24 protein-coding genes are annotated in these 21748 nt (G+C 34.7%); 15 read left to right on the top strand and 9 right to left on the bottom strand.

Annotated elements, in window-relative coordinates; all coding sequences use genetic code 11:
* The 3 genes from CAR_RS11585 to CAR_RS11575 all read right to left on the bottom strand — a co-directional run bounded on the left by CAR_RS11585 (position 1) and on the right by CAR_RS11575 (position 3757).
* Complete coding sequence (locus tag CAR_RS11585) at positions 1–609, bottom strand: CDP-alcohol phosphatidyltransferase family protein (RefSeq protein WP_013711924.1); 609 nt, start codon at positions 607–609, stop codon at positions 1–3.
* Between the two features lie 2 nt (positions 610–611).
* A complete protein-coding gene (locus CAR_RS11580; RefSeq protein ID WP_274413436.1) occupies positions 612–3080 on the bottom strand; it encodes a PEP/pyruvate-binding domain-containing protein in 2469 nt (822 codons plus the stop codon).
* A gap of 86 nt (positions 3081–3166) precedes the next feature.
* The gene (locus tag CAR_RS11575) at positions 3167–3757 is read right to left on the bottom strand and encodes a CDP-archaeol synthase (RefSeq protein ID WP_041557006.1); all 591 of its coding nucleotides are present in this window, start codon (positions 3755–3757) and stop codon (positions 3167–3169) included.
* A gap of 369 nt (positions 3758–4126) precedes the next feature.
* Here CAR_RS11575 and nth point away from each other — a divergent pair, with 369 nt between their 5' ends.
* The gene (nth, locus tag CAR_RS11570; protein ID WP_013711921.1) at positions 4127–4783 is read left to right on the top strand and encodes an endonuclease III; all 657 of its coding nucleotides are present in this window, start codon (positions 4127–4129) and stop codon (positions 4781–4783) included.
* 214 nt (positions 4784–4997) lie between these two features.
* Here nth and msrA read toward each other — a convergent pair whose 3' ends face one another.
* Positions 4998–5831 (bottom strand): peptide-methionine (S)-S-oxide reductase MsrA, encoded by an 834-nt coding sequence (gene msrA, locus CAR_RS11565; RefSeq protein ID WP_193352105.1) that lies wholly within the window; start codon positions 5829–5831, stop codon positions 4998–5000.
* 293 nt (positions 5832–6124) lie between these two features.
* On the opposite strand from msrA, the gene CAR_RS11560 reads away from it, so the two are divergent.
* Positions 6125–7069 (top strand): 2-keto-3-deoxygluconate permease, encoded by a 945-nt coding sequence (locus CAR_RS11560; protein ID WP_013711918.1) that lies wholly within the window; start codon positions 6125–6127, stop codon positions 7067–7069.
* Between the two features lie 55 nt (positions 7070–7124).
* Here the strand turns inward: CAR_RS11560 and CAR_RS11555 are convergent, their stop codons facing one another.
* Positions 7125–8126: a nucleoid-associated protein gene (locus CAR_RS11555; protein WP_013711917.1), complete on the bottom strand. Its 1002-nt coding sequence runs from the start codon at positions 8124–8126 to the stop codon at positions 7125–7127.
* 263 nt (positions 8127–8389) lie between these two features.
* Here CAR_RS11555 and CAR_RS11550 point away from each other — a divergent pair, with 263 nt between their 5' ends.
* Positions 8390–8680, top strand: a complete 291-nt coding sequence (locus CAR_RS11550; RefSeq protein WP_013711916.1) for a DUF2087 domain-containing protein — start codon at positions 8390–8392, stop codon at positions 8678–8680.
* A gap of 148 nt (positions 8681–8828) precedes the next feature.
* Here CAR_RS11550 and CAR_RS13055 read toward each other — a convergent pair whose 3' ends face one another.
* Positions 8829–9098, bottom strand: coding sequence for a divalent metal cation transporter (locus CAR_RS13055; RefSeq protein WP_274413435.1), 270 nt, complete (start codon positions 9096–9098; stop codon positions 8829–8831).
* Between the two features lie 194 nt (positions 9099–9292).
* Between CAR_RS13055 and CAR_RS11545 the strand changes: the two genes are divergently transcribed.
* The 9 genes from CAR_RS11545 (at position 9293) to CAR_RS11505 (ending at position 16546) form a co-directional block, all read left to right on the top strand.
* A complete protein-coding gene (locus CAR_RS11545) occupies positions 9293–10126 on the top strand; it encodes a histidinol-phosphatase HisJ family protein (RefSeq protein ID WP_013711915.1) in 834 nt (277 codons plus the stop codon).
* Between the two features lie 305 nt (positions 10127–10431).
* Positions 10432–11925 carry a BglG family transcription antiterminator gene (locus tag CAR_RS11540; RefSeq protein ID WP_041556675.1) on the top strand — a complete coding sequence of 498 codons (1494 nt, stop codon included), beginning with the start codon at positions 10432–10434 and terminating at the stop codon, positions 11923–11925.
* Positions 11915–12352: a PTS sugar transporter subunit IIA gene (locus CAR_RS11535; RefSeq protein WP_013711913.1), complete on the top strand. Its 438-nt coding sequence runs from the start codon at positions 11915–11917 to the stop codon at positions 12350–12352. Before CAR_RS11540 ends, CAR_RS11535 begins: the two co-directional genes overlap by 11 nt.
* A gap of 10 nt (positions 12353–12362) precedes the next feature.
* Positions 12363–12680 carry a PTS fructose transporter subunit IIB gene (locus tag CAR_RS11530; RefSeq protein WP_013711912.1) on the top strand — a complete coding sequence of 106 codons (318 nt, stop codon included), beginning with the start codon at positions 12363–12365 and terminating at the stop codon, positions 12678–12680.
* 29 nt (positions 12681–12709) lie between these two features.
* Entirely contained in the window at positions 12710–13162 is a 453-nt protein-coding gene (locus CAR_RS11525; RefSeq protein WP_013711911.1) for a fructose PTS transporter subunit IIA, read from the top strand.
* Between the two features lie 18 nt (positions 13163–13180).
* Positions 13181–13510 carry a PTS fructose transporter subunit IIB gene (locus tag CAR_RS11520; RefSeq protein ID WP_013711910.1) on the top strand — a complete coding sequence of 110 codons (330 nt, stop codon included), beginning with the start codon at positions 13181–13183 and terminating at the stop codon, positions 13508–13510.
* A gap of 11 nt (positions 13511–13521) precedes the next feature.
* On the top strand, positions 13522–14622 hold the full coding sequence (locus tag CAR_RS11515) for a PTS fructose transporter subunit IIC (RefSeq protein WP_013711909.1): 1101 nt from the start codon (positions 13522–13524) through the stop codon (positions 14620–14622).
* A 90-nt stretch (positions 14623–14712) separates the two neighbouring features.
* The gene (gene alsE / locus CAR_RS11510) at positions 14713–15402 is read left to right on the top strand and encodes a D-allulose 6-phosphate 3-epimerase (RefSeq protein WP_013711908.1); all 690 of its coding nucleotides are present in this window, start codon (positions 14713–14715) and stop codon (positions 15400–15402) included.
* Positions 15403–15679: 277 nt separating this feature from the next.
* Positions 15680–16546, top strand: coding sequence for a MurR/RpiR family transcriptional regulator (locus CAR_RS11505; RefSeq protein ID WP_013711907.1), 867 nt, complete (start codon positions 15680–15682; stop codon positions 16544–16546).
* A 45-nt stretch (positions 16547–16591) separates the two neighbouring features.
* Here the strand turns inward: CAR_RS11505 and CAR_RS11500 are convergent, their stop codons facing one another.
* Both CAR_RS11500 and CAR_RS11495 read right to left on the bottom strand, forming a co-directional pair.
* Complete coding sequence (locus CAR_RS11500; protein ID WP_013711906.1) at positions 16592–17569, bottom strand: Gfo/Idh/MocA family protein; 978 nt, start codon at positions 17567–17569, stop codon at positions 16592–16594.
* Positions 17570–17891: 322 nt separating this feature from the next.
* Entirely contained in the window at positions 17892–18908 is a 1017-nt protein-coding gene (locus tag CAR_RS11495) for a Gfo/Idh/MocA family oxidoreductase (RefSeq protein WP_013711905.1), read from the bottom strand.
* Positions 18909–19149: 241 nt separating this feature from the next.
* Here CAR_RS11495 and deoC point away from each other — a divergent pair, with 241 nt between their 5' ends.
* A complete protein-coding gene (gene deoC, locus CAR_RS11490; RefSeq protein WP_007722103.1) occupies positions 19150–19836 on the top strand; it encodes a deoxyribose-phosphate aldolase in 687 nt (228 codons plus the stop codon).
* A 79-nt stretch (positions 19837–19915) separates the two neighbouring features.
* Here the strand turns inward: deoC and CAR_RS11485 are convergent, their stop codons facing one another.
* Complete coding sequence (locus tag CAR_RS11485) at positions 19916–20776, bottom strand: SDR family oxidoreductase (protein ID WP_013711903.1); 861 nt, start codon at positions 20774–20776, stop codon at positions 19916–19918.
* Between the two features lie 150 nt (positions 20777–20926).
* Between CAR_RS11485 and CAR_RS11480 the strand changes: the two genes are divergently transcribed.
* Together CAR_RS11480 and CAR_RS11475 are read left to right on the top strand one after the other, a co-directional pair.
* A complete protein-coding gene (locus tag CAR_RS11480) occupies positions 20927–21280 on the top strand; it encodes a winged helix-turn-helix transcriptional regulator (RefSeq protein WP_013711902.1) in 354 nt (117 codons plus the stop codon).
* Between the two features lie 34 nt (positions 21281–21314).
* Positions 21315–21707 (top strand): DUF1398 family protein, encoded by a 393-nt coding sequence (locus CAR_RS11475; RefSeq protein WP_007722100.1) that lies wholly within the window; start codon positions 21315–21317, stop codon positions 21705–21707.
* Positions 21708–21748: the final 41 nt, after the last annotated feature.

The following is a 21748-nucleotide window of genomic DNA, read 5'->3' as shown; positions in this document are numbered from 1 at the left end:
CTATAATCTCCATAATCCAAATAAAGTCACGAGCGCCAGTCCTAGGAAAAAGAGATACATCACTCGATTGGGTTTAGGAATTTTAATATCCCAGATGAATAGAAAAGCCATCATAGGAGCAAGCAATAGAAGAACATATTGAAAACTACCGCTTGTTAACCATTCACTTATCAAATAACCGACTGGAAAAACAAGTGCACCATAGGTAACCGGAACTCCCCGAAAATAAGGCGCTCTTTCTGCCAGATTGTCCTTTGTTTCACGATTGAAATAAGCCAGTCTTGTAACAGCAGCGATGACATAAATAATAGCTAAAAAAATGTTCACTAAAGGGAAGCGACCTTGTGAAATCAATAAAATTGCAGGTAACGCCGCAAAGCTGATCATATCGCATAAAGTATCGATCTCCACACCAAATTGTTCTTGCGCTTTTGTTCTATCAAAGGAACGCGCAACCATGCCATCAAATAAATCACAAAGCCCGCTCACAATAAAGCAGCTCATCGCCCAAATCATCTCACCTTGAATGATGAAATGCATTGCTACTAACGACAGGGCGGTCCCAAAATAGGTTAAATAGACAAACTTTCCATATTCTCCAATAAACATCTTTAGCACCCACCTTTTTGAATTGTAATTTCACCAGTTGTTCCATTCATTGTAGCATTCATACCGGTTTTTAATTTCTCTGTAGCTTGTGTTGCACAGACAATTGTTGGAATCCCAAATTCTCTGGCAACAATTGAGGCATGGCACAAAACGCCGCCAGTCTCTGTAATCAGGCCTTTAATGGAACCAAAGGCGTGACTCCATCCTGTATCTGTAAAACGAGTTACCAAGATTTCGCCAGCCTCCAACTGGTAGATGTCTTTAGGATCTAACAGAATTCTGACTTTTCCAGAAACAATCCCATCGTTCGCACCGATTCCAGATAAACTGAATTGTTTATCTACCATAAGATTTTCAATCTCTGGAGAAGCACTTGCCTCCATTAAATCTCCTGGAGGAACAAAGTGGCGATAAGCCTGACAATACATACGATTGTCTTGAACAGATTTTTGAAGACTTTCTTGAGATAACTGGTTGGTGATAAAAGAGTGTATTGTTTCTTTCTCAAGATAGAAGAGGTCTTCTGCTTGATCAATATACCCTAGTTGGGAATACCGTTCACCTAATTTCAAAGTGACTTGACGAATCAAATGATAAAAACGAGTTGATACATCTTTAAACTCCTCACGCCACCACAATAATTCACGTAGCATTTTGATATTTTTCATTACTTTGGTACGTTGCCATTTAGAGATGTAGGGCTTTATCAGTTTTTTCATCTGATTATCTGTCAGCGTTTGTGAGAAGGGGCGTTGAACGGTCGTGAGTTTCTCTGGATGATCCACGTAGTCTTTCAACAGATCAACAACGAGCTGTTGGTCTTCGCTGTAACTTGGCACCAATAAATTCAGTTCACGATTTGAATGATAGCCAAAGGTTTCTTGAAAAGCTTGAATCCGTTGCGCATCCTGACGATGGGGCTGTTTGTTTAGCAACGTGTTGATTTCTAATGAACTATTTGTCATCCATTCCTGCTTGAACTTGTCGTTTGTAACGATGATCTCAACGATCTCATACAGATCCTGTAGCGGTTGGATATGTGAAACTGTGCCTAATTTTGAGATAAGCTGGAAAAAGGTCTCTAATGGCAATGTTTTTAATAATGTTGTTTTTTTCATGGAAAGTTGTACTGTGTTGACATATACTTGCCAGAAATAAGTCTGTTCACTTTGCAAGTAAGCATCGTTGATGACGGTTTCCCATAACGTTTCAATGTCTTGCTGATCTGTTGTGGAAGATAGCGCTTGGATTTTTTTATCGATTGAGTTATATAGTTTTAATAGTTGCGTATGTTGCTGTGCTGCCGTTTGACGCTGTTGCTGAGTCGTTTTAGTGATGCGAGTCGCCACAGTTAGTAAATGGCTGATCGTCTTAACTGTCAGCTTGCTTTTATAGCCATCTCCTTGATAATTTTTATAAACGCCAAGCTCGTCATCAAATTCGCGTTCAATATAGCCAGGTATTCGTGACATGGCTTCTTTGACAACACCAATATTCCAATAAGGTCTTGCAAAATGATTGATGGATAGTTGCTTGATGTTCATTGAATCGTATAACTTATTTTGAATCAGAAATTTTTCTAACGAGGTCTGCCATGATTCACGGTATAAACTCCACATCAATCCTGGACAAGGCTGAGCAGCGACACCGCCATCACGAAAATTCGTAGTGGTCCAATTGCCTTCATTGATTTTTCGACGGATGGTTGTGATCGGGCGAGCTTGCAAGAAAAATAAGGAATCTTTGCTGAAGCAAAATTCTACATCGACAGGATAGCCATAAAAGGTTGCAATCAAAAGCAATTGTTCTTGAAGTTGCTTCAACTGGTCTGAAGATAAAATTTGGGAGGCATTTATTGGCCCAATTGTTGAAAACCATTCGATCGTCAATTGTTCAGGGGTAACCAGTCCGCTAACAAGCTTTTCTCCTTCGCCTTCTACTACTTCAAGCGTTAACTGGCGATCATTATTTGTCAAAGGATTGAGAGTAAACGCCACACCACTGGACACTGCTGAAACCTGTTCTTGAATAATGACAGACATTCTTAGATTTTGAATATCCAATTGATGTGTCTGCCAATAACTTAAAACAGCTGGCTTAAAAAGAGACGCAATGCACTGCTTTAACGCAGAAATGATTTCGTCAGTCGTCGTACAGTTTGCAATTGTGTCGTATTGTCCAGCAAAAGAAGTGGATGCTTGGTCTTCCATCAGGCCACTGCTTCGTACGATATAGGTTTTATTAGGAGGCATTAGATCGCTTATTTCTGTATGCAATTCCGCTGGGAAACTCAGCTGGTCCAGATGTTGAACAATCGTTTCATAAGTAGGCAGGTTAGGTTGAACCGTTGATTCTAATCCTACTAGTTCTGGGATTGCTTCCATCCATAGTGAAGTGAGCTTATCTTCTGAAATGAAATAGCCTTTAGGTACCTGAAGGCCTAACTGAGATAAATCGATTAACGCATTTATTTTACCGCCATACCGCGGATTTGTTTCTGCAGTTTCTATTAAAGTCCAATAGATTGTTTATACACCTCTTTGTACATCTAAAATAATTAGAATGGATTTTTTCTTAATTTAAACCAATACAATAATTGATTGACTACGACATGAGTACCGGCTCCCAAAATGATAAATCCGAAAAATTGAGTCCAACTGATTGGAACCAGAACCGCTACAACTAGAGCACAACCCAGCAATGAATCTGCTTGATCAATAAAAATAAAGAACCATTTCCATTGATTATTTGCTGGTTTGCCAGGCATGATTTCTAAGCGGCGTTTCATAAAACTATTCGGTAATTCAAAAACAATATAGGCTAGTCCTAATAAAAGTCCAATCCAAAGATTCGTTAGTATAGAATTGGCATAGACGTCGTAGAATAGATTCAGCGATTCAAGGGAGGGAATAGTTTTTAGAATGAGTCCCCAGACGATCTGAGATAGTCCGCCAAAAAGAATCATACCAATAAAACCTTTCCAAGTTTTGTTTTGACCAAATAGTCTCTTTCCATCCGATAATAGTCTACCTGCATCCATGGGGATATTTAAACGGTGATACGTAGGGTATTTGCAAAACACCATATTGGCAACACCTGCAAAAATAACGGACATCAACGTGACGTATAAACTTAAAATTGTTTCCAACACAGTATTTTCCTCTTTCTCTTATAAAAATATAAAGGTTTCTCTTTATGTTAAACTATTTTTGTGAATTTTTAAACAAAATCAATTCATTGAAAAGATAAATGCCGTTTTGGGCATTCTATCTCATCTCGAGAACCTTCTTTAGGCAGGTTGTTGAGGAACAATTCTTTTATTTATTATACCTCAGTCAGCAGTGCTAAAGAACTGTTGAAACGTTATTTTAACTATTAAAAAGTCAGAATGGCAGGGTTACAAGTAGAGCTATCCTTATGGTTCGGGTTTAATAGAAATTAAGACACTAATAAACTTAATTTTAGTGCTATTGAAAATATGGTATATTAAAAAAAACTGAATAAAGAAGGGAAGCCCATGCTGACAAAAGAAGCCGCTCAACACGTTATCTATGAAATTATGAAACTTTATCCTGATGCTGTCCCAATGATGCGTTATCAAAATCCATTTCAATTGTTGATGGTCGTTATATTAAGTGCTCAGGCAACCGATGTGTCAGTCGCTAAAGTGAAAGACCAGTTATTCGAGCGCTATCCAAATCCTCAAGCTGTTATCGAGTCTTCACCTGAAGAAATTGAATCATACATAAAAACAGTCGGACTCTACCGGAATAAAGCAAAGTATATTTATAAAAGCAGCTGTCAATTACTTGAAATATTTGATGGGGAAGTTCCAAATACACGCAAGGAACTGCAATCATTAGCTGGAATTGGACCTAAATCAGCTAATATACTATTGAATGTCGCTTTTAACCAAGATGCCTTTGCAGTGGACACACATGTCGAGCGAATCTGTAAGCATCACAAAATAGTAGAAGAAAATGCCACGCCTAAGCAAATTGAAGAACGCGTGACAGAAATTATCCCAGCAAAATATTGGGGAAGAGCACACCAATCCATGATCTCATTCGGAAAAGAAATATGTACACCTAGAAATATGAAGTGTCATGATTATCCACAGTTGTATGAGAATTTAGAAGAAGTAGATCCAAATGACTCAACTGATGCTGGCTAAATAATCGGTGCCATAAACAAAAGATCCTCCTTTGTACTAAGCATTGAAAGGCTCATACAAAAGATGATTTATTGAATAAATTATTTAGTTTTTTCAATTTTTTGATTTCTTCAAAAAACGTTTCTTTTTTTGCGTGATTATCTCTATAAAAAGTCTCAGCCATCACTTTATTTTCAATTTTCATTTTTGAACAAGTCTTTTCTAGGTCAATGAATTAACTTTTTCTTTTAAAACGACTGATTTTAGTCCAAATTTTACTTTGTAGACGTTGGAAAGTCAAAAATTGTTGGCGAGAGCGCTCGATTCTGTTGTATCGCTTAGGATTCTTTTTATAAAATTGTTGGTGATAGTTTTCAGCCGGCCAAAATACGCTTGCAGGCTCAATGGATGTAACGATTGGACGTTTGTACTTACCAGATTCTACTAATCGCTGTCTGGATTTTTCAGCAATCTGACGTTGGTCCTCATTCTTAACAAAAATAATCGGACGATATTGTCTGCCTCGATCTTGAAATTGACCAAACGCATCTGTAGGATCTGTCAGCTGCCAATAAAGCTCCACCAGGTCAGCGTATTGAATGATTCTCGTATCAAAAATAATCTCTACCGCTTCTACATGACCTGTATACTGGCCACTCACTTGGTCGTAAGTGGGATGGTCCATATTCCCACCGGTGTACCCAGATAAAACAGAAATGATTCCATCGCGGGTCTCGAAGGGCTCTACCATACACCAGAAGCATCCGCCAGCAAATACCGCAGAATCTTGATAATTCAAATCATCAAGGGAGTGTTTCGTAAAATCAAATTGTCCGTTGGCATCAGTATTGCCAATAAGGCTGTTATAAAAATCAGTCACATCGGCTGTTAAATTATTTCTTAAGGCAAGTGGACGTAATTCAGCTTCAAGCTTTGAAAGCTGATCGTCAAAATTCACACCGTTCTCTAGGGCGTTTTTGGTCGTCGACAATGCTGATCGTTCCCAATCACGAGTTCCAGGATTTAGGATTAGATTGTAGAGAGCATTGATGGTCTCTTCTTGATTCATTTTCATATTGACGACCCTCCTTATGTTGGAAATTTCAGTACAGTGTTCTGAATAAATCTATTTAACAAACTGTTTCTTTATATCATTATACATTAGCAAGTCTGGTCTAAGAAACTTTTAAAAACAACAAATAATTCTCTTTGAGGTAAACGGATGTCTCTCCTTATAAATATTTAGTAGAGAAGGAAATGAAAAATCCTCTTTGAAAAGGAGTTTTTGTTTGTTGGCTTCATGTAAACATGCTAGTATAGAGAACGTTGTTATAATTTGAGGATAAAGATAGGGAGATCAGTATGTTAGATAAAATAAATAAAGTACCGGCAGGAACTTTTCTAGTTCCGATGTTGTTGAGTGCCTTGGTCTATACGATTGCACCAAATTTTGTGCGCATAGGCGGTTTGACAGAAGCGGCATTTTCAGGAGATGGGTTAAACTTCATCTTAGGGGCCATTTGCTTGTGTTCTGGAACAGGGATCGATGTTAAACGGCTAGTCAAAATATTGAAGCGTCAAGGGATTTTATTAGTTGTTAAATTCATCCTATCTATTCTATTAGGTCTAGGTGTGATTGCGCTATTTGGCCAAAAAGGTATCTTGGGTATCAGTAGTGTAGCTTTAGTAGTTGCTTTAAGTAGTATTAATCCAGCTCTTTATTTGTCGCTGGTAAATGAGTTTGGGAAAGAAGAGGACCCTGCAGCATTTGGCCTGACTGGGTTGTTCAGTATCCCAGTAGTACCAATCATTGTGTATAGCTTGACTTCATCGAGCGGTAGTATGGATTGGTCACCGGTTTATTCTACGCTGATTCCGATTGCAATTGGGATGTTACTTGGAAATATCGATAAAAAATTTACGACTCTATTTGCTCCAGGAGTACCAATGTTGATTCCATTTATGGGATGGAATATTGGACAAGGGATTGATTTAGTGGAAGCAACTAAATCAGGATTATTAGGTCTTGTACTCGTCGTTATTTATTATATCTTTACCTCTCCAATTTACTTCACAGATAAAAAATTATTGAAGCAAGATGGTATTGCCGGACTTTCCATGATCTCTATTGCGGGCGTTTCGGTGTCTGCTCCAATGTTATTGTCTCAGACTCATCCAGAGTTAGCACCCTATGTGACAAGCGCTACAGCGCAGCTCTTAACAGGAGTTGTGGTAACTAGTTTGCTTACTTCATTTTTGGTGAAAAGATTGCATTCAAAAAATACAAAACGTCAAGCTAACAAATAGATTTATTCTCCGCCAAAAAAGAGAGTTCTCTAAACGAGAACTCTCTTTTTTGTAATTAAAATAAGTTTTTGATTTTTTCAATGTTTTTAATCATAACAGAAGTGGTTCCATCTGGATTATTGATAAACTCTACAACATCTGGGTCTCTGTAAAGTTCAATAGGAATGCTGATCTCAATTCCATTATCTAAACGAAATTTTTGTTTGGAATATTTTGGTCCGGCAACGGCAACTTCAGCAGGAGCGCGATCCACGTAGCCTAATTCTTTGATTTCTTCAAAAAACTTTTCTTTTTTTGCGTGGTTATCTCCATAAAGAGTCTCAGCGATTATTTGGTTATCAATAACGTTTTCTTCCGTCATACTGTGAACAAGTGCATCTTTCGTATCAGCTAGTACTTGAAATTCTTCGTCATCAAATGCTTTGCTTGTTTTTTGAACAGCCTTTTTGATAATCGAGATATTCTCTTTGAGACTCGGCTGAGGTTTGTCTTCTAAAAACAGTTCGGTAAAATAATAGATTTTCTCTGCTAATTCATCAATTAGGTGCTTTTTCTCAATCACATGGTATTCCATGGTGTTCAAATTCAACACCATTCCTTCATGAATCGCCTGGCGTGCACTCGGTAAGATGGAACGATTGATGATCAACTGATTCGTCAACGTGTCTTCTTCATATGAGACATAGTGAGTGATGCTGTCAGAATAATTTAATTTGAAAAGGCCTAACTGAGGAACTTCGTCCAAAGTGAAATAAACAAAGAGTAAGTCAGCTGGTGGTATCTCAGGGTTGAGCTTTGTAATGGAAAAGAATTTTTCGGTCAATGTTTTTGTTGTTTCAATAAAATCTTCTTGAATAGTAGAAAAAGGTTGAATCAAAGGGTTATTTTCTGCTAATATCCCAGTTTTCATATTATCTGAGTCTTCTACTTTTTCAATCATAGCGTGAAGATAATCAAAAGTGAATTTCTCCGTAAGATCTAGTCCAGCAAAAGAGAAAATAGGTTCGTTGCTGTTCAAATCAAAAATGTGTAAAATAGCTTCTTTTATATAAATCATCTTGTTCCCTCCGTTTTCAGTCGCGCTTATCAGTATCTCACAAATGAGACATTCGCAAAAGAGATTTTTGGGTGAAACGTTACTGTAAGAGTTTGAACAAAATGGTTTAGAATATTGACTCTCATCTATTTTTAATGTTATTCTTCTTATGAGTAATAGCTGAGTAGGTCTTTCTTTTTAGTAATAAAATTAGCTATACACCAGTAGTGTGGGATTCATTCATTTTTAAATCAAAAAGAACTATTAAGAAGGAGAAATGACTTATGAGGTATCACTACACAGAACAGGAAAAAGAAAATGTAGTCACGAACTTTATGGAAAATAATAAAGTGACTAAAGTGCCAGCGAAAGAAAAAAAGAAATATATTTTATTAGCGGAATTTATTACAAGATTCGAACAAGGGAAAATATATACGGAAAAAGAAATAAATGCGGAGTTACTTAAAGTGTATCCAACAGGAGAGTATGTTGAGCAGAGAAGGTATTTGATTACATTTAGTTTTTTCAAAAGAACCAGCGATGGTAGTCAATATTGGCTAAACCTCGAAGAATAAAATTATTATCAACAATAGCCTACACATTAAAGGTGTTAGAAGACTAAAAAGACGACAGCTAGTTTAATTAGCTGTCGTCTTTTTAGTCGCTGAGATCGTTTAAATGATTGAGTAATTCTATTTAATTATTAAAGGAATCAGAAAATGGTCAATGGCCAATCAATGTATAGACTACTAAATAAACGTTTAAACAAATAATGATAACGGTAGCTGTCCAAGACACTATTTTGACCCAAGTTGAGTTTACGAAACTTCCCATTTTATGTTTATCACTGGTGAATAAAACCAGTGGAACGAGTACAAAGAGGAGTTGCATACTTAAAATAACCTGACTGAATATTAAAAGATCGGTAGTTCCATTTTCTCCAGTCATAATGGTCACAATAAATACTGGAATTACAGCTAGTAATCTTGTGATAAGTCAGGGGAATAAACTATTACAAAACAAGTGTTAAAGTGACAAAATATCTTCCGAATGATACGATTATAATTGGAAAGGCTGCTAGAATTTTTAGGTTATTAAGTAAACAAAATACGAAAAGTGATGAAAAACTATCACATAGAAAAAAGAGGAAATAAACAAAATAGTGAGAATTTAAAGGAGGTTTTTAGATGGTTTATGCAGACTATCATGTGCATAGTGATTACAGTGACGACTCTTGGTATTTAATGGAGGATGTTGTAAAAGATGCTATTCAATTGGGATTAAAAGAGATTTGTTTTACAGATCATGTTGATTATGGGGTTAAACTCGATTGGAAACCAAGGGAAGAATTTCAAGTAGGTAAGAATAAAGAGGTTAAAAATGTTCATTATGATTTATATTTTGCAGAGCTAGATAAACTTGCTAAGAAATATGAAAAAGAGATAAACATAAAAAAAGGATTGGAGTTTGGTATGCAGGTCCATACGATCCCTCAATTTGAAAAACTTTACCAGTCCCAAGATTTTGATTTCATTTTATTATCGGTACATCAAATTGAAAACAAAGAATTTTGGACAGGGGAATTTCAAAAAGGACACACTCATAAAGAAAGTTATGATAGATACTACGATGAAATGTATCAGTTGGTCACTACTTATAAAAATTATAGTGTGTTGGCGCATATGGACTTAGTGAGACGTTATCTAGATAAAGAAGTCGATAGGTTTGAGTACAATAAAGATAAAATAAAAGAAATATTAAAATTAGTCATAGCAAACAATAAAGGCATAGAAGTAAATACATCCTCTAGTCGTTATGAAATCAACGGACTGACACCTTCCATAGAAATCCTAAAACTGTATCACGAACTTGGCGGTAAAATTATTACAATTGGAAGTGATAGTCATAAACCAGAACATCTAGGTTATAACATTAAAGAAGCTAAAAAAATATTAAAAGATATCGGCTATATTCAGTTTTGTACTTTTGATAAAATGTCGCCTATTTTTCACGAATTATGAAAAAGATTGTCTATTTTAACTGCATTTCACAAACAATCTTTAAAAATTAAGTAAACTAATTATATGACGGCTTTAACCCGATCTTCTGACGGTGTTAAAGCCGTCGTCTTTTGATTTTGATATTAAAAATACCATCAATTAGATGAAATCAAAAGAAGTGGCAAATGATTTTTCTTTAAGACGAGTTATTTTTACTAAATTAGACCTTTTAGGCGCATTAATAAAATGACCATTGCAACGGTCATTTGTCAGGGAAGCGTTTTCTTTAAACTGGGTTACTATAAATACAACAAGGAGGGGTGGCTTTGAGTTCAACCAATAGTCGTGAACAAAAGCTGTTACTGTTTCTTTCTAAAAATCAGGATTACGTTACTTCAGAAGATTTGACAGAAATATTAACTGTTTCTAAAAAAACAGTCTATCGTTTGATTAAAAAAATTAACGAGGAGTATGTGGAAGGTCCTTTAATTCTATCTGAAAAAGGAAGAGGATATAAACTAGATCACGAAAAGTTTATCAACTATCAAAAAAGCAGCAAGAAATACAAGGAAAATCAATTTTCTACTAACGAGAGACGTAAACGCATCATGGAAGAACTATTGTTGTCTTCGCCAAAACCTTTAAATATCTATCAATTATTTAGCAACTATTATGTAGGTGACTCAGTTATTTTCAATGATGAACAAATCATGAGCGAAGAACTTAAAAAGTATAACTTGGTTTTAGAACGAAAAAACAGAACATTAGCTATATTAGGGGAAGAAGTTAACATCAGAAAGGCCATTAAAGATAGTATTGAAATATTTAATATTATTGACATTGACGATTTGAAAAGTAATCAAGAACTTAATTTCAATAAGTACGATGTTTTGTTTATATTAGATCAATTAAGGATCATTGAAAAAGATTTAGAAATAACCATTCCCTATCCGTATAATGTAAACATTTTTTCGCATTTATATATACTGCTCAGTCGCTCAAGAAAAATCCCAGCTTTACTATTTACGGATAAAATTACTAATGAAGAAATGGAAAATATGAAGAGAGATAGTATTTTGTATCAGATTGCAAAAGTTACTGTTAACAATATTGAAAAATATTTAAACAGTAATTTACCGGATATTGAGATTTATTTTCTTTACCAATATCTGGTTTCATCAAGGATGCAGGGATCAATCGCTAAAACGTCTACTTTTTCACCAAAAGTTATCCAAGTGACTAAAGTCTATATTGAAGAAATGAGTATCAAATTAGGTATTGATATCGAAAGTCAGTCTATTTTTATTGATTTAGCCAATCATATCAAACCAATGCTTAATCGGTTAGAACACAAAATTAGAGTTAAAAACAACTTATTGAATCAAATTAAGGTAACTTACGAAGAAATATTTTTGGAAGTGACTAACGTATCTAACTTTGTAAGTGAAAAATTCAGCTTGCCAATAATAAATGATGATGAAAACGGCTTTATCACTCTTTATTTTGCAAAGATCATTGAGACAAGCCAATATCAACAACCTATAAAAACACTTATCATGTGTACCACAGGTATTGGAACATCAGAACTTTTAAGAGCAAAAGTAGCAAAAAAATTTCCTGAAATAGAAATTGTAGATGTAGTAGCATCAAGAAATATACAACTATTCAAAAAGAAATATGCAGATGTTGAATTGATTTTGAGTACTGTCCATATTGAGGATGCTATACCCATTCCTTACTTATTAGTAAGTGCGATGTTTACTATTGATGATCAGAAGAGACTTCAGAAAAAGACAGAGGAGATTCAACATGGACGCTAATTTATATTATCAAGTTTATTTTGATTATGAGTTGAAAACAAAAGAAGAAGTGTATTCCTTTATCTCTGAAACTGTCTGTCAAGATGCACCTTCTCAAAAAAAGGAAATAATAGAACAATTATATGAAAGAGAAAAAGTAGGCAGCACATTAATTGCTGAACATGTGATGTTGCCTCATATAGAAAGTAATCAAGTAAAGAAGAGCCAAATCCTATTTATTCGGTTATCAGACCCAATAGTACAATGGGATCATAAGACAGAAGATATCCAGTTATTGATTGTTATTATATTAAAGAAAAAAGAAAATGATCAAATAAAGAAAAAGATTGCCTTATTTACTAGAACCTTAGCAGACGAAGACTATTTAAATAGATTGTTGAAGTTTGATGAGCAAAGAGATTTTGAAAAAGAAATTAGAAGATTTTAGGAGGAATAGTATGAAAATAGTAGGAGTAGCAGCATGTACAGTTGGAATCGCACATACGTATATTGCACAAGAAAAATTAGAAAATGCCGCAAAAAAATCCGGATATGAAATCGCCATTGAAACGCAAGGAACAATTGGAATAGAAAATGAATTAACTGCAGAACAGATTGCAGAAGCAGATGTGGTTATTTTAGCAGTAGATGTAAAAATCTCTGGACGTGAAAGATTCGACGGAAAAAGAATCATTCAAGTTCCGACAGAAATTGCAATCAAGTCACCAAATAAATTAATTGAAAAAGCGGCAGAAGTTGTTCTGCAGAAAAACTAATTTTTAAAATGAGAGGAGAGAGATAACGAATGGAAGTAAAAAATATTGTCGATTTAAAAACAATCAAAACCAAGATGCGTGCTAGAACTAAAGATGAAGCATTGAAAGAATTAACTGAATTATTATTAAAAAATGAATACATTACGGATGTGGATGGTTTTATGAAAGATATTTACGCTAGGGAAGCAGAAGGACAAACAGGGATTGGGAATTATATTGCTATTCCTCATGGGAAAAGTGATTTTGTGAAGAAAATAGGAGTGGCGATTGGAATTATTGAAGAAGAAATTCCATGGGAAACATTAGATGGTAAAGGAGTAAAAGGAATCATTCTTTTTGCTGTTGGAAATGACAATGATGGGGCACAAAATCATTTGAAATTATTATCGTTATTTGCCAGAAAATTAGGAAATGATGAAGTAGTTGCAAATATACTACAATCAAAAAAAGCTGAAGATGTAAAAGCAGCTTTTAGTAACTAAAAAAGGAGATGAAGAATTATGAAAATAGTAGGAGTAGCAGCATGTACAGTTGGAATCGCACACACATACATTGCACAAGAAAAATTAGAAAATGCCGCAAAAAAAGCAGGTTATGATATTGTCATTGAAACACAAGGAACAATAGGAATAGAAAATGAATTAACTGCAGAACAGATTGCTGAAGCAGATGTAGTTATTTTAGCAGTGGATGTGAAAATTTCTGGACGTGAGAGATTTGATGGGAAAAGAATGATTCAAGTTCCAACAGAAATCGCGATTAAGTCACCAAATAAATTAATTGAAAAAGCGGCAGAAATTGTTGAACAAAGTAATCAAGAAGCTGTATAGGAGGAAGGAAAATGAAAAAAATTAAAGAATTGAATCTTAAAGGCCATATGTTGACAGCGATTTCATATTTGATTCCAATTGTTTGTGGAGCAGGTTTCTTAATTGCAATTGGTATGGCTTTTGGTGGAACTAGCCAAGCTCAATTAATCCAGGGTGAATTTTCAATTTGGGATGCTTTAGCAACAATGGGTGGAGCAGGTTTAGGTTTGCTACCAGTAGTTATTGCTACAGGAATTTCTTACTCAATTTCAGGGAAACCAGGTATAGCACCAGGTTTTATTATTGGGTTAACGGCTAACGCAATTGGCGCTGGGTTTATCGGTGGACTTTTAGGAGGATATTTAGCCGGCTATCTTGTAGTAGGAACTTTAAAATACATTAAAGTTCCTAAGTGGGCTAAAGGATTGATGCCAACTTTGATTATTCCATTTCTAACTTCAGTTGTTGGTGGCTTGATGATGGTTTATGTTATTGGGTTACCAATCGCTGCTTTTACTTCGTTATTAACAAATGCTTTAGATAGTTTGGGATCATCTTCATTGCTGGTATTTGGTGGAGTGATCGGTTTACTGAGTGGAGTTGACTACGGTGGGCCAATTAATAAAACGGTGTTTGCCTTTGTGTTGACAATGCAAGCAGAAGGTCTAAATGGTCCAATTACAGCATTACAATTAGTAAATACAGCGACACCAATCGGTTTTGGATTGGCTTATTTCATAGCAAAAGTGTTTAGAAAAAACATTTATACACCAGTAGAAGTTGAAACGTTGAAATCAGCAGTTCCAATGGGTGTTATCAATATTGTTGAAGGTGTAATTCCAATCGTTATGAATGATATTGTTCGTGGTGTAATTGCAACAGCTATCGGTGGAGCAGCTGGTGGAGCAGTGTCTATGGCTTTAGGAGCAGATGCAACTGTCCCATTTGGTGGGGTATTAATGATTCCAACGATGTCTAGACCATGGGCAGGAGTGGCGGCACTGGTAGTAAATATTCTGGTAACAGGAGTAACTTTAGCTTTAATTAAGAAAAATGTGACAGAAGATGAAATGAGTAAGCAAACGGAGATTGAAGAAGCGGATATTAATTTAGATGACATTCAAATCTTCTAATGCATATATGAGAGCAATTAAGATATTTACTCAGAAGTACCTAGATAATTTTATAAAATAAATAGTAAATAAATGGAGGAATGATAAAATATGAAAAAAGTAGCATTTTCACCATCACTGATGACAATGGATTTAGATAAATTTAAAGAACAAATTACTTTTTTAAATCATCATGTAGACTCTTATCATATTGATATTATGGATGGACATTATGTTCCTAACATTACATTGTCACCATGGTTTATCGAAGAAGTGCGCAAAATAAGTGATTTGCCTATGTCTGTTCATCTTATGGTTACAGATCCAAGTTTCTGGGTTCAACAATTGGTGGATATGAAGTGTGAATGGATCTGCATGCATGCAGAAGTACTAGATGGTTTGGCATTTCGATTGATTGATCAAATACAAGACGCGGGATTAAAAGCAGGAGTAGTATTAAATCCTGAAACTCCTATTGAAACAATTTTTCCTTACATTGAATTAGTCGATAAAATTACGATTATGACAGTTGATCCCGGTTTTGCTGGACAACGTTTTATTGACAGCACGCTAGATAAAATTGTTGCTTTGAGAGAATTACGAGAAGCAAATGGCTATCAATATGTTATTGAAATGGATGGCTCATCTAATCGAAAATCTTTTAAACGAATTGATGCAGCTGATCCTGATATTTATATTATAGGTCGTAGTGGTTTATTTGGATTAGATGAAGATATTGAAAAATCGTGGGAAATTATGAATAGAGATTACGAGGAAATGACTGGAAAAGTAATATTGTAAGAAAATTAAAGAGATCTGCTTCGGAAATAATTTTCCTGTAAACATATTGGTTAATTCTAATTATTTAATTACAGTAATAACAATGAAATGAAAACTGAAAAGGCTGTAGATATACATGGAAAATGTATATCTACAGCCTTTTTAGTTTGAAAGGTGAGATCTATCTCTCAGTCTCATAGTTTGTTTACAAAAAGTTACTCTTTCCACACTTAAGGGTTATATAGTAAATGATAACTAAATGATATAGAATTATTCTATAAAGGAGTTGTTAAATTTGGTGCAAGTAGTGAGTAAGTTAAAAGATCAGACGAGCTTTACAAATACGGAAATGAGAATTGCCGACTATATCATCCAAAATATCACTAAGATTCCTACGATATATATTGAGGATCTAGCAAAATTAACATATACTTCTCACTCAACCATTATCCGTCTCTGTAAAAAAATGGGATACGATGGATTTAGAAGTTTTAAGGTAGCTATTTCAAGTGTAGTTTATAACCAACTGCATCTGCCTAGTGAAGTGGATGTAAATTTTCCCTTTAAACAAGAAGATTTAACCATAGATATAGCTAAGAATATGGCAAATTTAACGATTGATACAATAAAAAAAACGTTAAATCAATTAGATGAAGATTTACTACAATCAGTGGCAGAAATCCTTTTCAAGTCTGAACGTATTTTTCTGTTTTCTCGTGGTGATTCACAAGTTCGAGCTAGAAGTTTTCAAAATAAATTAGTAAAGATTAATAGATTCGCTATTATTTCTGAAGAATATGCAGATGAGGCATGGAATGCTTCTAACCTTACTCCGAAAGATTGCGCTCTATTTCTATCTTATAGTGGAACTAGTCCTCAATATAATCGCATTTTACAACATTTTTCTAACAAAAAGATCCCAACCATTTTGATAACAGGAAATATAGAATCTGTTTTGACTAAGGTAGCTACCAAAACGATAGCGGTAGTCCAAGAAGAATATGATTTTGTAAAAGTAGGAACTTTTGCATCACAAATTGCCTTTCAATATGTATTAGACACATTATATTCTATTTTATATGCAAAAGAATATAGAAGTAATTTGGAAAATTTAAAAGAAAAACAGTCACTAATTCAAAATGGAATTTTGTCTGAAGAGCTATGACCTATTCCTATATTGAAAAAGCACCTGTTTTTTTACTTTGAAAATTTATCCTAATACTATACCAGCAGATTCTAAACCTTTATCTACAATGGACATAACCATTTCACTATGGTCCAAGTGTTTTGTCATAGCCTCAACGTCAGATTCTCTTATGATTCTTTCAAATTCAGTAAATTCCTCATACATTCGATGCGGATGAACTTTAAAATCAATTATTTCGCTCTTGTTTTGATGATTTATTACAGTAAACTGGTCAATGGTACTGGTAGGTCCGTCAATAATGATAGCTCCTTTATCGCCTTGAATAATGGTTCGTATCGGAGCTGTAGAATCTTTAGCACCTATACAGACTACTTTTTTATCCCCATAATCAAGACTCATGATGCCAGAAGTGTCAATTCCTTTTTCAACATTTGCTAAGTAACTGACTTTTTTTGGTTCCCCAAAAATACCTGTTACAAAATGAATGTTGTAAATATTAATATCCATTAAAGCTCCCCCACCCATTTTAGGATTGAAAGCTGGTAATATATCTCCTTTTTTGAAGGCATCATACCTTGATGAATATTGAGAATAATTACATTCAATAATTTTAATAGCTCCAATAGTATTGATGGCTTCTTTTATTTTTTTATAATTGGTTAAATATTGATTTGTTATAGCTTCTAATAACAAGACATTGTTCGTTAAAGCTAGTTCTCTTAGTTCTTTCATTTCAGATGAATTTAAGGTAAAAGGCTTTTCGCAAATAACATTTTTTTTATTCAGTATGGCTTGTTTAGCAAATGAAAAATGCAAATGATTAGGTAATGCAATATAAACGGTATCGATATTCTTACTTTTTAAACACTCTTCATAATTAGTTGAGACTTGACGAATGCCATAGTTGTTTTTTAAAATCTTCATTTTATCAATACTTCTATCCGTTCCTACGATTGCCTCTAAGTGAATCTCTGTAATATCACAGACCATAGCTAAAAAATCATTTACTATCATTCCAGAACCTATAATTGCGAGTTTCATTATAAACCTTCTCTCTTAGTTGAGTGATCCTTGTTTTTTTGGGTTGTTTAACAAAGGGTGTTGATACAACAAAATAAAATTTCTTCTGGAATAGACAGGTTTACTTGTGGAAAGCCGTGTGACCGTCTGAAGCCTTTTGAATTCAGACTTTCAAGCCTTAAACAGAGCGTAATCGCTGAAGCGCTAACGCTTTGTAATTCGCATTGAATCCTTAGACATGGCTACAAGCAACCCTTATTCCTCCAGAAATATCCTATAATCAATTTAACTAATCTATCAACACTAAAAATTATAGAGCCGATTTTTTAAACTAATTGATAAGTTAGTATTTAATACTTTGAATACCTTCTTCAAGTATTTCTAGTTGACGAATCGTTTCTTCATCTTTCACTGTTTTATCTTTTCCATTTATAATAGACTCATGTAATCCTTCATAAACATGACTATAATCCCCAATTTCTGAAATGACTTTTTCTTCGTGATAGAGTCCATCAGCATCTATATAGGTCACAGTACCATAATGATCTGGAGTATCCACACCAAAATCAGAATTAGTTGGCATATAAAATGATTTTAGATGTTCTTCCTGTCTATCTTTCTCGTGCTTGATAAACATGCCCTTTTTACCATACAGAACAAAACTTGGTCGTGGTTTTATTCTGAAATAACTCGATTTTACAGAAACCTTAATTTTTGAATAGTAAAAGTCTAAGTCAAAATAATCATTCATTCGATTAGGGCCCAATAACTGTCTTACATCATAATGAATGGAATCTGGTTCTCCAAAATAAGAAAGAACTTGATCGATTGTATGACATCCATGTCCATATAAATAACTACCAGCGGCTGATAATTCTGTACTGTTTTCTGGAACTTCTGGTCTGAAATAATCATAGTGCATTTCAACTTCTAATAATTCACCAATAACGCCACTTTCAATAACTTTTTGAGCAGTTAGGAAATCTGAATCGTAGCGTCTATTTTGGTAACATTGCACGATTAAATTTTTTGATTTTGCTAACTCAAAGAGTTCTCTTGCTTCTTGAGCTGTTTCGGTAAAAGGTTTTTCAACGAGTGTATTTTTCCCATTTTCTAGTGATAATTTTGCAAACTTGAAATGCAATGAATTTGGAAGGCAAATAGCCACCAACTGAATTTCTGGATCATTCCAAATATCCTCTAAATTAGTTGTGTAGTTGACTCCAGGAATCTTATCCCAATCGCTATCCTCATGCCGTGAATAAATTGTTTTCACTTTAACGTGCTCTGCTTTTAATGCGAAAGGTAAATGATAGCGGTTCGTACTTTTTCCATTACCGATATAAGCCATTGTTAACATAAAAAAACCTCCTATAGTATCTGATAATTAGATTATATAGGAAAAACGACTGAAGTAGGCTGGTATTCGTTCATTAAGGTTCTCATGTTCTTCTTTTGGCTCACAAAAATGGCGTAAACTGAACATTATGTTCAATTTTGGAGTTATACCATTGGTTTAATGATTAAATTACTACTAGTTATCAATTGAGAATGTTAATTATGGTAAAATGAAATCGGATTCATTAAAAGGAGGAAGAATAATGACCTTTAAATTGAGCATAACAGAACTAGCAAACAGGATAGATCACACTTTGTTAAAAGCAGATGCAAAAAAAGAAGGATTTGAAAAATTGTGTCAAGAAGCGAATGAATATGGTTTTAAAATGGTGGCAATTAATTCAGCTCCTGTTGCTTTATGCAGTGCATTGTTAAAAGATAGTCCCGTTCATGTTGGAGCCGCCATCGGTTTTCCACTTGGTCAGACTACTATTGCTACGAAAGTATTTGAAGTTACGGATGCAATTAAAAATGGCGCCGATGAAATTGATTATGTAATTAATATTAGCGAGTTAAAAGACGGAAACATCGCTTATATTGAACAGGAAATGAAAGAAATCGTAGCTGTCTGCCAAGCGCAAAATGTTTTAAGTAAAGTAATTTTAGAAAATTGTTATTTGACTAATGCAGAAAAAGTTGTGGTCTGTGAAATTGCCAAAAGAGTTAAGCCAACTTTTGTCAAAACATCAACGGGTTTTGGCACTGGTGGCGCCACTGTTGAAGATGTAAAACTCATGAAAGAGATAGTTGGAACAGAGGTTAAAGTGAAAGCAGCAGGTGGAATACGCGATTTTGCGACGGCTAAAGCAATGGTGGAAGCGGGTGCTGAGCGTTTAGGAACAAGTTCAGGAATTAAGATCATTACTGAGTATAGATCATTCGTTAAGTAGTAGAATAGTAAAATTAGCAGAAATAAAAAAAAAAAGAGCAAACCTTAAAGGCTTGTTCTTATTTTTGTACTCTATATAGTTATTTTTGTAACCATTCTCTTAAAGCAGTAACAAGTGGTGTTAATGGTTTGCCTAATGTCTTTTCAAAATCGTTTGAACTAACGTCTAGTTCGCCATTACGAATATCATTTTGAATCATTAAGATAAATCCTACAACAGCTTCAGGGACGCCAGTGCTGATTAATGCAGTTTGATAATCTGTATCAGTCATTTCAATGACTTCGAATGCTTTGCCACTAGCAATTTTAAGAGCATCTGCTAATGCTGCATAAGTAATAGGTTTACCAGTTAACTCAAGCACTTCGGGTGTTGCTACTTTTTCAGTCAAGACATTGATAGCAGCTTCGGCATATTCACGTTTTAGCGCCCAACCTATTTTACCGTCTCCAGCAGAGTAGGTGAACGGATGGCCAGCTGCTGCAGCATGTAAGGTATCATTTTCATTTTCTAGATACCAATTGTTGCGTAAAAAAGTGTGGGGAATGTTAGCTTCAGAAATTAAACGTTCCGTTAAAATATGATCTTGTGCTAAAGGACTTTGGGATTGAGGACCTTTAGGAAAGCTTGTATAGGCAACAAATGAAATACCAGTCTCTTTAGCGGCCTTTACAACATTTGTGTGCTGTTCGACACGTGAAACGGTTGCACCGGGTTGTGAGGAAATAAAGAGTAAACGATCAATGCCCTTGAAGGCCTCAAGTAAACTTGGGTAGTCACCAAAGTCACCTATACGAACTTCAACTCCTTGTTCACGTAGTTTAGCAGCTTTTGCTTCGGTTCTTGCTAATGCTACAATATCTGTTAACGCAACTTGCTCTTTTAAATAATGTAATGCATAAGTACCTAGTTCTCCTGTTGCTCCTGTTAGCAAATACTTCATATTTAATCAACCTTTCTATGGGTAAAATGATTTAACTTGTTTCTTTTATGTTCTCCTATTATAATAGGACTCTAAGTAACTTATGTAAAGTAAGTACTTTTAAGTTACCTAGTAACCAATAAGTAACTAAAGCGAAAGAAGTGGATTTCAATGCGTAATAAAGAAGTAGCTTGTCCAGTAGAGACAACACTTTTGTTGATAAATGATCGTTGGAAAGTGATGATATTAAGAGAATTGCTAGATGGTACTAAACGATTTGGCGAATTAAGAAAAGCAATCGGAACAGTTTCAGCAAAAGTTTTAACAACTCATCTACGGTCTATGGAAGCAGATGGATTGGTCGACCGTGAAATTTTTGCAGAAGTCCCTCCACGTGTGGAGTATACATTGACGGAATTAGGCAATAGTTTAAAACCAATTTTAGATGCGATGAAGGATTGGGGCACAAACTATCAAGAAATAGTTGCTAGTGAAGGTGAGCAGTCGGAAATAAAGATTATTTAGTTGAAATGCTTTTCATGAAGGGGAGAGACTAAAGATGAGTTTAGACAAACAAGAGATTGAAAAAGCTGTTTATGCCGAAAAAAATACGGATGGATTTGCTCAATTGATGCAAGAGTTCAAACAATTAGGTATTAAACGCTATGATTATTTAGTTGCGGAGGGATTATACCGCTATTTTGACGAAGAAAGTTCAATCGACTTGACCTTAAATGGGAGACCGAAAAAAGTTGCTGAACAAAGTGGGTACGAAGCTATACAAACAGCCGTAAAAAGAGCCCAATCTGGAGAATTTGATTTTGAAACTTTTTGTGAGTTAGCTGGAAAAGCTGGCGTTTCTTTTTGGACGAGTGACTTAGTGTCGAAACAAGTAGTTTATTATGACTTGAATAAGAAGCCTCTATTAGTTGAACCGATTCCTGGATTATAAAGATGGCTTTACGAATTAACCGATAAGATAAAGAACCGATG

The sequence above is a fragment of the Carnobacterium sp. 17-4 genome (assembly GCF_000195575.1).
GTDB lineage: Bacteria > Bacillota > Bacilli > Lactobacillales > Carnobacteriaceae > Carnobacterium_B.
The sequence above is the reverse complement of the archived record's forward strand: the minus strand, read 5'-3'. Positions and strand labels throughout refer to the sequence as shown.

What these genes read in the sequence shown, in the direction of transcription:
- alsE (WP_013711908.1), top strand. Translation starts at nt 14,713, where the DNA reads ATGAAAAAAGTAGCATTTTCACCATCACTGATGACAATGGATTTAGAT.
- CAR_RS11545 (WP_013711915.1), top strand. Translation starts at nt 9,293, where the DNA reads ATGGTTTATGCAGACTATCATGTGCATAGTGATTACAGTGACGACTCT.
- CAR_RS11480 (WP_013711902.1), top strand. Translation starts at nt 20,927, where the DNA reads ATGCGTAATAAAGAAGTAGCTTGTCCAGTAGAGACAACACTTTTGTTG.
- CAR_RS11535 (WP_013711913.1), top strand. Translation starts at nt 11,915, where the DNA reads ATGGACGCTAATTTATATTATCAAGTTTATTTTGATTATGAGTTGAAA.
- CAR_RS11475 (WP_007722100.1), top strand. Translation starts at nt 21,315, where the DNA reads ATGAGTTTAGACAAACAAGAGATTGAAAAAGCTGTTTATGCCGAAAAA.
- CAR_RS11500 (WP_013711906.1), bottom strand. Translation starts at nt 17,569, where the DNA reads ATGAAACTCGCAATTATAGGTTCTGGAATGATAGTAAATGATTTTTTA.
- CAR_RS11555 (WP_013711917.1), bottom strand. Translation starts at nt 8,126, where the DNA reads ATGATTTATATAAAAGAAGCTATTTTACACATTTTTGATTTGAACAGC.
- CAR_RS11550 (WP_013711916.1), top strand. Translation starts at nt 8,390, where the DNA reads ATGAGGTATCACTACACAGAACAGGAAAAAGAAAATGTAGTCACGAAC.
- msrA (WP_193352105.1), bottom strand. Translation starts at nt 5,831, where the DNA reads ATGAATCAAGAAGAGACCATCAATGCTCTCTACAATCTAATCCTAAAT.
- CAR_RS11585 (WP_013711924.1), bottom strand. Translation starts at nt 609, where the DNA reads ATGTTTATTGGAGAATATGGAAAGTTTGTCTATTTAACCTATTTTGGG.
- CAR_RS11560 (WP_013711918.1), top strand. Translation starts at nt 6,125, where the DNA reads ATGTTAGATAAAATAAATAAAGTACCGGCAGGAACTTTTCTAGTTCCG.
- CAR_RS11495 (WP_013711905.1), bottom strand. Translation starts at nt 18,908, where the DNA reads ATGTTAACAATGGCTTATATCGGTAATGGAAAAAGTACGAACCGCTAT.
- CAR_RS11515 (WP_013711909.1), top strand. Translation starts at nt 13,522, where the DNA reads ATGAAAAAAATTAAAGAATTGAATCTTAAAGGCCATATGTTGACAGCG.
- CAR_RS11530 (WP_013711912.1), top strand. Translation starts at nt 12,363, where the DNA reads ATGAAAATAGTAGGAGTAGCAGCATGTACAGTTGGAATCGCACATACG.
- CAR_RS11485 (WP_013711903.1), bottom strand. Translation starts at nt 20,776, where the DNA reads ATGAAGTATTTGCTAACAGGAGCAACAGGAGAACTAGGTACTTATGCA.
- deoC (WP_007722103.1), top strand. Translation starts at nt 19,150, where the DNA reads ATGACCTTTAAATTGAGCATAACAGAACTAGCAAACAGGATAGATCAC.
- CAR_RS11520 (WP_013711910.1), top strand. Translation starts at nt 13,181, where the DNA reads ATGAAAATAGTAGGAGTAGCAGCATGTACAGTTGGAATCGCACACACA.
- nth (WP_013711921.1), top strand. Translation starts at nt 4,127, where the DNA reads ATGCTGACAAAAGAAGCCGCTCAACACGTTATCTATGAAATTATGAAA.
- CAR_RS11525 (WP_013711911.1), top strand. Translation starts at nt 12,710, where the DNA reads ATGGAAGTAAAAAATATTGTCGATTTAAAAACAATCAAAACCAAGATG.